Below are 11,883 nucleotides of genomic sequence, written 5' to 3' on the forward strand. Positions count from 1 at the left end.
TATTTTCAACTATATACAAAACAACAAAACCTCCATTATCATTAGTTTACCGTTACATTAAGGATATGTTAAGGGGTGCGAGGATCGGGGTGCGGGAGCGAGATCGGAATAAGGTTAGTATTAGGTAATTCCTTGTTTACAAACTCGATCCTCGCTTCAGATTCCCGCTCTCGCAACTCGCTCCCACTACAACGCTTGTATAAAGGTGGAAAGGTTATCGCCCTGCTCCAGGTTGAGTTTTTTACGCAGGCGATAGCGGGCAACACGCAGGCTATCATTGGAGATGCCTAACAGTCCGGCAATATCTTTCGAGTCCATATTTACTTTAAGCAGGGCTATCAATCGCATATCCGCAGAGGTAAGATCATTGCTGTGCTGCTTCAGCTTGTCGAAAAAGCGTTGGTGTACCTGTTCAAAGGCCAATGTAAATTCCTTCCATTGCTGCTCGTGATTAAAGCTTTGATTTATTTGCTGGATGATCTGCTGCATCTGTTTCTTTTGATCGCGCTTGTCTTCCTTCACCATATCCTGCAGGGTATTGCGCATGTTTTCCAGCAACTGGTTATTTTTGATGAGGTTTAAAGTATGGGTTGAAAGCTCCTGGCTTTTAAGCTCCAATTGTTGTTTCAGGCTTTCTTCTTCTAACTGTTTGTTTTTCAATTCAAGCTGCATCAATTCATGCTGGGCTTCAAATATCGATTTGTTTTGTTCGGCCAAAACACGCTGATCCCTGATCTTTAGGCGCTGCCTGCTAAATGTTACCAATCCCAGCACAATCAGCAGCAATACAATGGTAACTATGGCTATAGTAATTATCTGGTTTATCTTGCGGATATTGTTCAGACGCGTAATTTCATCGCTCTTCTTATCCATATCATACAACACCTGTAAAAAAGAAGTTTGCTTAAGGCTCTCCCTCGAGTACACTTCGAGCGAATACTTACGGCTCAGTTCCAGGTAATGATAAGCGCTATCCATTTGATGCAGCAATTGGTAACCTTTACCCAGATCGCGGCAGGCCGAGGCCAACTGATACAGGTTTTCATTTTTTACCGATAAGGCATAAGCCAGGCGCGATTGCTCAATTCCTTGTGCGTATTTACCTGTTTTACGTAAAATATCGCCAATGTTATTGATCACTTCAATACTGGCAACCTCATCATGATGCTGTTGGTAAATCTCCAGCGATTTTTTAAAACAGGAGTAAGAGGAATCGTAATTGGCCAGGTCCTCATGGATACTGCCCAGGTTTTCGTATATTTTTGCCTGTCCGTAGTTATCCCCTATCTGGTTATAGGTACGCAGGGCCAAATGCTGGTAATAAAAAGAGCTATCGTACCGCTGATGTTTTTCGTACAGATGCCCTATCGCGCCAAATATTTCGGCCTGACCTTTTTTATTGCCCGTGGATCTGTAAAGAGCCAACGCTTTATTATACAATTGGAATGCCTTATCCGATTGCTTGTTATAATAATACAGGATCCCCATTTTACCCATATTCCCGGCCAATAGATCTTTGTTATTTTCCTGAGCGAATATTTTATCAGCATGTAAATAAAAATCAAGGGCTTGCGCGTAATGCCCCTGGTTAAAGCATATCTGCCCCATTTGCTGCAAAATCCTGCCAGCGGCTTGGTTATCATTATCCTGAACCGCTTTAGCATGTGCCTTTTTAAGTACAATAAGGGCCGAATCAGGATGCGGCAGCCCTAATGATTGCAATTGTTGCAACTGTGCATTTTTTTCGGATTGGGCGTGGGTGGTTATGCTTAAACATACAAAGGCACCAATTAGTACCAACATGAATGATGAGGGCCGGGCATAAATGCTAACCATACCTTAAAATTGAATGGGCGATCATAGTATTAAACAGGGCATTAACTCGCTATCAGGAATAGCAATCAAAGAAAACATTTTAATGTAACCTTAATGTTAACAAACAAGCCGATTACATTAAAGAAACATTGAAATAACAATTCAACAGAAAGAGGGCATCAACGCAAGGAGTCCCTATATTAGATACCGGGCTTATTTTCGTCATGCTTTTCGGGCTTAATCTCGGAACGGTTCATCTCCTTCTCTATCTTTTTCTTGTCCTTTTGATTCTTCCAGGCCAGTAAAACTACAACCGCCAATGCCAGCAAAATTATCAGTATTATTAAAGGATAGTTCATAGCCGGTAATTTGGATTCAGACGTAGAGGAAGGATTCGAACCTTCAGCATGCTGCCATCCAGCGCTCTACTATTACTATAAAAAATTACAGTTCTTTTAATTCAGGGGCAAAGCTAAGCAGGTAATGCTACCAGGGAGTTAATCATATATTAATTAATTGTGCATCGAAAATTGGCACTGATCATCTGTTAATTATCACTATAAAAAAGGACTTGCCCTTATTGGGCGCTTGCTTCTTTTTGTGTTAATTTAATTCTTTAATGCAGCAACGGCCACATCGGCAATGTCCCGGAGTGTTTGTTCTCCGGCACCAGTTCTGGCAGCTACTTTTATTCCGGTGATATTAGCAAAAACAAACCTGGCCAATGTACGGGCTGTTTTTCGGGTCGAAAACTGGCCTTGTTGCTGTCCGTTTTCTATCAGTTTGGTTAGGGCATCTTCCACGCTCAGGTTGTTGTTATTCACCATATCGCCTATCTCTTTATCCTGCCCGGCCAGTTCAACAGCGGTGTTTACCATAAAACAGCCTTTCAAAAGCAAGTCTTCCACACTCTCTTTGATCAGGCCATCAAAAATTTGCTTTACAGTAGCTTCTGGGTTTGTGGCTTTAGCCAGCATACTCAGCATGGCCCCGGTTTCCCGGGTTTGATACAGCGACAGGGATTTTTTAAACAGCGTTCTTTTATCAGTATAGGTATTGTATAAACTCGACCGGTTGATGTTCAAACAATCGACCAGATCCTGTGCCGATGTGCCGTTATATCCCTTTCTCCAAAAAAGTTCTGCTGCTTTAGCAAGCAGTTCATCTTCGTCAAAATCTTTTTTGCGTGCCATGATCCATAAATTTAATGCCATTGCCAATGCTATTTACCCCTTTAGATAAACAGCATCAGGCAATAAGGCAAAATTAATAAGCTTAATTTAAATTGAAACAATCGTTTCAATTTCGAACAAATTTTTAGTACATAATGGCGTTCACGGTTAAACCACCATCAACGGTAATTTCGGTACCGGTTATAAACGAAGCATCATCAGAAGCCAGGAACCGTACCACGTTAGCAATTTCTTCGGATTGGGCAAACCGGTTAAGCAAGATCTTTTGACTTAAAGCTGCACCAAATCCATCAACCTGTTCCTGCTCTAAACCTAATTTATCATATAACGGGGTTGCAACCGGGCCGGGAGAAATAGCGTTTACCCTTATTTTACGTGGTGCAAGCTCACGGGCCAAAACCCTGTTAAATGATAATAGAGCGGCTTTACTGATTGAGTAAACACTGCTATCGGCTACACCTAAAACGGCATTTACAGAGGCATTGAATATAATAGAACCGCCATCATTTAACAAAGGAATAAATTTTTGAACGGTAAAATAAACGCCTTTTACGTTAAGGTTCATGATGCTGTCATAATGATCTTCGGTAGCGGTTTCAACCGGACTAAAAGTGGCTATACCGGCGTTCAGGAACAGGATATCAATTTTAGCAAACTGGTCTTTAACGGCTTGTGCTAATTGATCTATCTGGTCAATTTTGCTTTGGTCTGATACGATGCCCGTAGCGCCCAATTCTTCGGCTGCTTTTTCAACAGATGCCCGGTTACGGCCGGTAATAACTACGGTTGCGCCTTGTGCTATCAGTTCTTTTGCGGCTGCATATCCAATACCGCTGTTACCACCTGTAACTACGGCAACTTTGTTTGTTAGATTATTCATTTTTTTAATGTTTAAGATCGTTGTTTTGAAATGTTGAATCAAAGATAAGTATTTTGAAACGATCATTTCAAAATAAAATCAATATTTACTTATTGCTTACAATGAGCTGACATTTAGGGAATAAAATGGTTAATTTTGCCGTAATCAACCATCGCCGAAAATTTTATTTGTCACTATTTGGCAAGACAGGCATCTAACCTAAAATAATTTAAAAACAGTGTAAGGGTAAAAACCCTTGAGCGTGTTATACTATACGCCATGCTTTATGTTGCCCTAACCCGGCTCATATAAAACAGGTGTATGATAACACACAAAGCATCTATAAATTAATGACCATCAACCAAAAACTAATCACCCGCGGCTTTGCGTTTTTTATACCCGCGCTTTTTTGCTCCAAACTTTACGCTCAGAATAACCTGCTGAAGGAGATCTCCATCGGTGAGATCAAACAGCAACGCATGAGTACCGTATTGGATAAGATTGCCAGCAAAGGCAATTTTTATTTTGCCTATAATAATAAAACCATACCGGCCGATAGCATGGTATCTGTGGCGGGTTACCGGGGAACACTTTTTAGCCTGCTGGATAAATTGTTGGGGGATAGTTATGAGTTTAAAGAAGTACCGGGCTACATTGTATTGCGACACGCGCCCGGCAGATTGTACATCACCGCCGAAGTAGATAAGGAGCTGGCAATAGTTAAAGGTTATGTAAATGATGTTTCGGGGCAAAAGGCTATAGGTCAGGCCAGTGTTTATGAAAAAAATCAGCTGGTGTCAACCCTGACCAACGACAAGGGTTACTTTGAACTCAAGCTTAAAACTACTAACGGCCCGCTCTCCTTAAGTGTAAGCAAGGAGGAATACCGCGATACCGCCCTTTATATATTGCCGGTAGTAAACGTAGATTCCAAGCATAATAACAAGAATTATAAATATTACCCCGACGAAGGCTCGGGAAACAGCGTGGAGCACAGCCGCTTTGCCCGTTTTTTTATCAGCTCGAAACAACTGGTTCAAGGTATGAACCTGGGCAACTTTTTTGCCACAAGCCCCTACCAGGTTTCGCTGGTACCCGGCCTGAGTACGCATGGTATGTATAACAGCCAGATCATCGACAAAGTTTCTTATAATCTCCTGGGTGGTTATACTGCCGGTATTAACGGCGTTGAAGCAGCCGGTATATTTAATATCAATCGTAAAGATGTGAACGGTTTTCAGATGGCCGGGATATTTAACGTAGTTGGGGGCAGCCTGAGCGGTTTTGAGATAGCTGGCATATACAACAATGTGCTCAACAACTCAAGCGGCATGCAAGTGGCTGGTATAGGCAACAGAACCAATAAATTTAAAGGCGCGCAGGTGGCTGGTATTGCCAACCTTGATCAGGAAGCCAGTGGCTTTCAAATGGCAGGGCTGTTTAATAACGTAAAGAATTTTACCCATGGCGTACAGGTGGCAGGCTTGTTCAATACCGGGCAGCAATCCAGTGGAGTGCAGTTTGCGGGCCTGTTCAACTGGTCGACAGGGCAAACGGGCTCACAAATGGCCGGTCTTTTCAACGTAGCCAAAAAGGTAAAGGGTTTTCAGCTTGGCTTTTTATTTAACGTAGCCGATAGCAGCGACTATCCCATCGGCATCATCAACTTTATCAAAAACGGCGAAAAAAGCCTGGCCATCAGTACCGATGAAAATCTGTTCATCCATCTTGATTTTCGCTCCGGCGGCAGGGTCATGTACGGCTTGATAGGTGGCGGTTATAAATTTGGCGGCGCGTCATCCAAATATGTTTTTGATATAGGTTTCGGCGCGCATATCATCAACCATTCCAAATTCTCTCTAAACGGCGAATATACAGTAGAGCTTTATACCGATACCAAAAATAAATTCTACCAGACCCAGTCTTTCAGACTGCTACCCGGCTATAAGCTTACTAAACTGCTTCGCCTGTTTGCCGGTCCCACATTCAATATCACCGGCGCCGATCCTAATGACGATGCCCAAATCCATGGCTGGGAGTTGAGCAAACATATTGGCAGTGATAATAACATCACCACCCTAAGTATTGGCGTAACCGGCGGTTTGCAATTTGTTTGGTAACAAAAAAAGGCGCACGTGATGCGCCTCTACGGTTATAAGAATAGGGGTAGAAAGAGAGGCTGTGATTAATCAAATTGACCATTTTTTGGCTAAAGCCAGTAGCTGATCATCTGAAACCCGTCGGTTAAAACCAACGGCAATGAAAGGGAAATCAGTTCGCCTTCTATTCATTGCCGTCCCATTTATGGGACGGATAATGGAATCATTTGCTGGCTTTAGCCGAACCAACAATCTTCCGAAAAATTCGCAATCCAGGCGTCCACGCCTGGATATTATTTTAGGTAAGCGTAGACGCTTACTTAAGTATGGGTTCAAGCGTGGACGCTTGAACCGACGAAGAAGTGTTTTTAATTCTCTCCCCACGGGAGGGGCTTTTATAGCACTAAGCATCCTGATAAATCAAATAACAAAAGAGGCTGATCATGATTGATGTGATACAGCCTCTTTTGTTATCTGATAATGAAATTATTTCCTACTTGCAGAATATTCATAGCAGGGGTGGTACCTTTTATGGCATTCAATGCATTGTTTAGGGGCTCGGACCATTTAATAGGAATGGTGATAGGGGTATTACGCATGGCAGCATTCTCTATTTTGATATTCACGCCGTAAGCTTCGTTCAATACATTAACCAGGCGCCACAGCGGTATATTATTGGCGTTGAATACCGGGTTCTTGTAATAGCTATACAGATCGTCGATGCTTTTTTCAACCTTCAGTTGTTTATCTTCGGGGTTGATGCTCACCATTTGGTTACGGGTTAACCTTACCGCGTTGTTGCTGCGGCTTACCTGTACAATCCCGCTCTCTACAATGATCTGGGTGTTGCGCTGTTTGCTTTTTACATTAAAGGCCGTGCCTACATCTTTAATGGTCACATCATTTACATGCACGGTAAAGGGAGCTGCCTCATCATGCTTCACATCAAAAAATGCCTCGCCGGTAAGTGTTATCTCACGCTTCGATTTAAAAGTACCGGTATAGCTTATGCCCGAATTCTTGTTCAAATGCACCACCGATCCATCAGGCAGCGTATCTACCCGTACCTCGTTATTTGCCTGGATGTTAACTACCCGGTTAGCTGCATTCTGCTGGTATAAAGAATAGCCTATCCAACCACCGCCTATGAGCAATATTGCTGCCGCGGCTATGCGTAGCCAGCCCGTATTGCTGTTGTTCCTGTTTATCGAAACCACCTTAACGGGCTCCCTGTTGGCAGTCACTCTTTTCTCCTTAAATTTCTCCCAGGCCTCGGCCTCTCCCAGCGGACTAACCTGTGCCAGTCGTTTACCGGTCTCCAGGATAATTTTTACCTCCTCAAATTTTTTGGCGTTGGCATGATTGGCACGCTTCCAGGTTTCAATTTCCTGCCCTTCATCAGTGCTGGCCTCCCCCAAAATATATTTGATCAGTATATCTTCACTCATATCCTGTTTCATGATCTAAACATATTAAATAGCATTAATGCAATAAGTGGTAAAAATTCCTTCATTTCTTTTCTTAATATCCGCAGCGCCTTGCCCATGTGCGTTTCTACAGTTTTTATGGATATATCCAGCTGGTTGGCTATTTCCTGGTATTTTAATTCCTGGAAACGGCTTAGCTGAAATATGGCCCGGCATTTTTCGGGCAGTTTACCCAGGGCATTGTTTAAATGATGTTCCAGTTCGCTCATTTTTAGTTTGCCTGCCGCGTCATCTGTATCGTTCTTCATGGCATACGCTGTTGAGGTTTGATATTTTAATTGAACTTTTTGCCGCCTGATATAGTTCAGGCTTTCGTGATATACCGATTTGTACAGGTACGATTTAATGGATGTTTGTATATGCGACCATTCGTTTTTTTCCCAAAGTTTAAGGAAAAGGGATTGTACAATTTCTTCCGCAACATCCCAGTCCTTCAATAACGAGAAAGTATATGCGTGGAGTTCCCTAAAATGTTTTTTGAACAGCTGCTCAAAAACGGCCTCGTTTTCGCTGACCAGATCGGCTGTCATCTCCTTATTATCCATTATGGGCTTTTTAGATTAGAATCGAGAACCAAGAGTCAAGAATCAAGATAGGGACAAAATTAATTCGCTTGTTACTATTTTCCTGTCTTGATTCTTGACTCTTAATTCTTGACTCTCTTTTATAAACTATTGAAATTTAAACCCAACTCCCAGGCTAAAGATATTGGCTTTTTGACCAAGCTCTTTATTCACCTTGCTTAAACCTAAGCTGTACCGGGCGTCAAACGTTAAGCTGCCGATATCAACACCCGCGTTTAACACACCGCCGGCGCTAAATTTTTTGTATTTAAATCCTTCCGGAGCAATTGGCGTTTTAAGATTATAGTACAGATCCGGACCGGCTGATACCCTGAAATTCAGATCGGCAGTATTTACAATCTTATAACCTACCATTAAAGGGACATTCAATTGCCTGAATTTAGCTTCGTACGAATTTGAATTAAAACGGTATTTGTCGCTAAAGGTTACATAGTTTAACTCTGGTTGAAAATACAAGGTTTGTCCGGCCCTGGCAAATATACCCGCGTTAAAACCTATTTTACCCGATTTATCGTTAATAGCGCTCAAGCCTGTTTTTAAAGTAGAAAAGTTAACACCTGCCTTTATACCAAATTCAAGATCTGATGTCGACTGAGCTTTTGCAGAACCTATCCCTAAAGTAACCAGGATAGCTGCCGTTGCAAATAATTTAATTGCTTTCATTTTTTGGTTTTTGTTTGTGATCATTTTATTGAATTATTATCTGTTGTTTAATAGTATGACACGCACGGTAAACTTTACCCTGACTGTGTTTTGAAAGAATTTTGATTATACTAAATGGGATGTCATGCAGCTCGTCGAAGCATGGTGGGTTGGCCTCTGCACTCTACCCTTCGACGGAGCTCAGGGTGACACCCACTTTGTGTGACACACCTACAAAGCCACCTGTATACCGGCCATATAACCAACATAAAACCCATGAAGGTCGCGGCCATCATGGCGTGTCCAGCTGTTGATGTACTTGGTGGTTAGCTTACGCCCTTCTTCGGTATTGGTGTTCACATAATTGATAGACGGGCCAGCGAATATGTCCACTTTGTTGGCTATCCGGAATGATGGCATCAGCCGGAATGTCGACTTCCAATACTCATCCTTATCCTTAAAGCTTTCCAGTCCGCCGTTAACCAGTTCTGTATTCAGGCGGAACGACTGGATGGTTAACACATGCGCGCCAAAACCTGCCTCGTAGGCGTACTTCTGCTTTTTATTGTTAAAGTTGTAGCCCACGCCTACGATACCGTAAAATACTTTACCGCCGGAGCGAAAGGTTAACAATGCGGTTTGATTTTCGTCGATAGTAGCGCCGAAGCTTTTCTCGCCGTTTTTGGCAATATTGATGATGCCTATTTGCGTACCGGCGCTATCGGCAATGTTGATAAAACCTATTTGCGTGCCCCTTGATTTTTTGGCCAGGTTCATAAAACCGGCAATCTGGGTGCCTTTATTGTCGCGGGCTATATTCATAAAACCAGCCAGCTGCAAGGTTGACACATTACCGCCTTTATTCAGGAAGCCTGCTATCTGGGCGCCGCTGCTGTTGGCCGCTATATTGGCAAAACCGGCAACCGCTACCCCATGACCGCCGCCATAAGTATTTAAAAATCCGGCTACCATGGTACCATCGGCGTTTTTCCCTACGTGATTTGAAAATCCGGCTATCTGGAAACCACGCGCGTCATTGTGAATAATATTGGAGAACCCGGCAATAGTAACCCCGCGCTCAGCGGCTGATACACCGGCGATCAGATTTAGAGAAAAGCTATTGGTATCGCGTGGTGCTTTTGTCCAGTTGCTGCTTAGCGGGTAAACCAAACCCACGTTGGTGCGGGCACGGTCGTGATCCTGTGCCTGGGCATTGGTACCTACAAATACTATTAAAAAAAATGTCCATATTTTTAAAATAGTTAATAGGAGGCTGTCATTGTAAGTGTAAAAGTTCATGTCTATAATATTTATCGTGTTTTTGGAGCTATGACACGCCCCATGAACTTTACCCTGACTCTGGTTGAAAAAAAATCGGGAACGAGAAACAAGAACCAAGAGTCAAGAATCAAGACCAGGAAAAAACCAATAGATTTATACAGGGGTATTACCCTGAGAATTAAAATCCATGGGCTTTGAAGATACAATGACGTATTACATAAGATATGAACCCAATTATTTACAAAGAGTATGTCATTGCGAGCGCAGCGCGGCAATCTCCTCACTTGCATATTGAACGCGATGAGATTGCTTCGTCGTTCCTCCTCGCAATGACATGAGGGTGGGTGTCACCCTGAGCTCCGTCGAAGGGAGCGCAGAGGCCTGCTCACCATGCTTCGACGGAGCTCAGCATGACACCCTCTTTAGAAAAAAATGGCAAAAACTGTAACATTTCGCTCCCCTGTGCGAATAATTGGTAAAACACAGGTATTCGATGAGTAATCAACAAGAGGGAATATTTTTAACCATAATTGAACAGAATAAGGGAATCATCTACAAGATCGCTAATTCGTTCAAGAAGGATGAAAATGATAAAAAGGACCTGGTGCAGGAAATCATCTTCCAGCTTTGGCGGGCCTTTCCCAGTTTTGATGACCGCAGCAAGCTGTCTACCTGGATGTACCGTGTGGCGCTCAATGTGGGTATCAGCTCCTACCGGAAGGAGAAAAAGAAAAATGACGTGATTGTTCCGCTGTCTGAAACGATGATGGATTTTAGTGAGGAACCAGAGACATCACCCGAAACACAGCTTAGTCTCCTCCAACAGTTTATTAACGAGTTAAAGGAGCTGGACAGGGCCCTGATGCTACTTTACCTGGAAGAGAAAAGCGGCAAGGAAATAGCCGAAATATTGGGCTTGTCTGAAGCCAATGTCCGCACCAAAACCAACCGAATTAAAGAACAATTAAAACAAAAGTTTTCAAAAATTAACGCTTAATACAATGGAAGAGTCAAAGATAAAACAACTGTGGCAGGAGTATGATCTGAAGCTGGAGAAAAGCCTGCAGCTCAATTATAAGATCATCAGGGAAATGCAAACCAAAAAGATCGAGGACCATATCAACTCGTTTCGCCGCAACCAGGTTTTGGGTGTGGTGGCAGGCATATTATTTACCGTTTCCTTGGGCTTCCTGGTGATCAACAGCTTAAACAATATCTATTTCGCTATTTCCATAGGCCTTATCGCTCTGTTCAATATTTTTGCCGTGGCCTCCTATCTCAGGCACCTGATCATGCTGGAGCGTATAAGTATAGCCGATACCATTACCGGCACACAGGAAAAACTGGCGGCCATACAAAGCTCACTGAACATGGTAGGCCGGATAATGATATTGCAAACTCCATTTTGGTGTACGTTTTGGTATAATCAGCAACTGGTTGATCACGGCGGAGCAACATTTTGGGCTATTAACCTTACTGTACTTGCTTTATTTACCATATTGTCTGTCTATCTATTCAACACGCTAACGTATAAAAACATCCACCGCAAATGGGTCAGAAGCTTTGTCGAAAGTTTCGGCGGCAAAAAAATCATCAAGGCAATGGAATTTTTGAAAGAGATAGAGGAATATAAAATGGAGGGATAAGAGAGAGTTAAGAATCAAGAGACAAGAATCAAGAAAAAGAGGAATATGATTATTTAGGTCCATATATTTCCTAAATTGTTGGATATTTTCTTAACTCTACATCCATCGTCTGTGTCCTCACAAACGATTTGCTTTTACGTTTGGGAGCAATAAGTTGTCTGTGAGGACACAGACAACGGAAAGAAAATCATATTTTTCAGTTCCCTCCCCACGGGCTACTGTGTGGACACATCTTTTAGTTGTAATCTTGATAGAGTAGCCATCCTTCATAAACGTT

At 42.6% G+C, this 11,883-nt stretch carries 11 protein-coding genes; 3 read left to right on the top strand and 8 right to left on the bottom strand.

Translation table 11 applies throughout. The features are described from left to right. Positions 1 to 186: 186 nt before the first annotated feature. The 4 genes from AB6735_RS17385 to AB6735_RS17400 form a co-directional block, all read right to left on the bottom strand. Positions 187 to 1,836, bottom strand: coding sequence for a tetratricopeptide repeat protein (locus tag AB6735_RS17385; RefSeq protein WP_370997075.1), 1,650 nt, complete (start codon positions 1,834 to 1,836; stop codon positions 187 to 189). Between the two features lie 179 nt (positions 1,837 to 2,015). Next, positions 2,016 to 2,174: a hypothetical protein gene (locus AB6735_RS17390; RefSeq protein WP_370997076.1), complete on the bottom strand. Its 159-nt coding sequence runs from the start codon at positions 2,172 to 2,174 to the stop codon at positions 2,016 to 2,018. A gap of 249 nt (positions 2,175 to 2,423) precedes the next feature. Beyond that, the gene (locus tag AB6735_RS17395) at positions 2,424 to 3,008 is read right to left on the bottom strand and encodes a TetR/AcrR family transcriptional regulator (RefSeq protein WP_370997077.1); all 585 of its coding nucleotides are present in this window, start codon (positions 3,006 to 3,008) and stop codon (positions 2,424 to 2,426) included. Between the two features lie 124 nt (positions 3,009 to 3,132). Next, a complete protein-coding gene (locus AB6735_RS17400) occupies positions 3,133 to 3,888 on the bottom strand; it encodes an SDR family oxidoreductase (RefSeq protein WP_370997078.1) in 756 nt (251 codons plus the stop codon). Positions 3,889 to 4,217: 329 nt separating this feature from the next. Between AB6735_RS17400 and AB6735_RS17405 the strand changes: the two genes are divergently transcribed. Beyond that, complete coding sequence (locus AB6735_RS17405) at positions 4,218 to 5,987, top strand: hypothetical protein (RefSeq protein WP_370997079.1); 1,770 nt, start codon at positions 4,218 to 4,220, stop codon at positions 5,985 to 5,987. Between the two features lie 449 nt (positions 5,988 to 6,436). On the opposite strand, the gene AB6735_RS17410 is transcribed toward AB6735_RS17405, so the two are convergent. The 4 genes from AB6735_RS17410 to AB6735_RS17425 form a co-directional block, all read right to left on the bottom strand. Next, positions 6,437 to 7,426, bottom strand: a complete 990-nt coding sequence (locus AB6735_RS17410) for a FecR family protein (protein WP_370997080.1) — start codon at positions 7,424 to 7,426, stop codon at positions 6,437 to 6,439. Next, positions 7,423 to 7,998 carry an RNA polymerase sigma-70 factor gene (locus AB6735_RS17415; protein ID WP_370997081.1) on the bottom strand — a complete coding sequence of 192 codons (576 nt, stop codon included), beginning with the start codon at positions 7,996 to 7,998 and terminating at the stop codon, positions 7,423 to 7,425. The genes AB6735_RS17410 and AB6735_RS17415 overlap by 4 nt, the downstream gene beginning before the upstream one ends. Positions 7,999 to 8,124: 126 nt before the next feature. After that, positions 8,125 to 8,700: a porin family protein gene (locus AB6735_RS17420; protein ID WP_370997082.1), complete on the bottom strand. Its 576-nt coding sequence runs from the start codon at positions 8,698 to 8,700 to the stop codon at positions 8,125 to 8,127. Between the two features lie 210 nt (positions 8,701 to 8,910). Beyond that, complete coding sequence (locus tag AB6735_RS17425; protein WP_370997083.1) at positions 8,911 to 9,978, bottom strand: LA_2272 family surface repeat-containing protein; 1,068 nt, start codon at positions 9,976 to 9,978, stop codon at positions 8,911 to 8,913. Positions 9,979 to 10,453: 475 nt separating this feature from the next. On the opposite strand from AB6735_RS17425, the gene AB6735_RS17430 reads away from it, so the two are divergent. Together AB6735_RS17430 and AB6735_RS17435 are read left to right on the top strand one after the other, a co-directional pair. Beyond that, positions 10,454 to 10,957, top strand: a complete 504-nt coding sequence (locus AB6735_RS17430; RefSeq protein ID WP_370997084.1) for an RNA polymerase sigma factor — start codon at positions 10,454 to 10,456, stop codon at positions 10,955 to 10,957. A gap of 4 nt (positions 10,958 to 10,961) precedes the next feature. Continuing rightward, positions 10,962 to 11,606 carry a hypothetical protein gene (locus AB6735_RS17435; RefSeq protein ID WP_370997085.1) on the top strand — a complete coding sequence of 215 codons (645 nt, stop codon included), beginning with the start codon at positions 10,962 to 10,964 and terminating at the stop codon, positions 11,604 to 11,606. The last annotated feature ends 277 nt before the right edge of the window (positions 11,607 to 11,883 follow it).

This window comes from Mucilaginibacter sp. RCC_168, from assembly GCF_041355315.1.
GTDB lineage: Bacteria > Bacteroidota > Bacteroidia > Sphingobacteriales > Sphingobacteriaceae > Mucilaginibacter.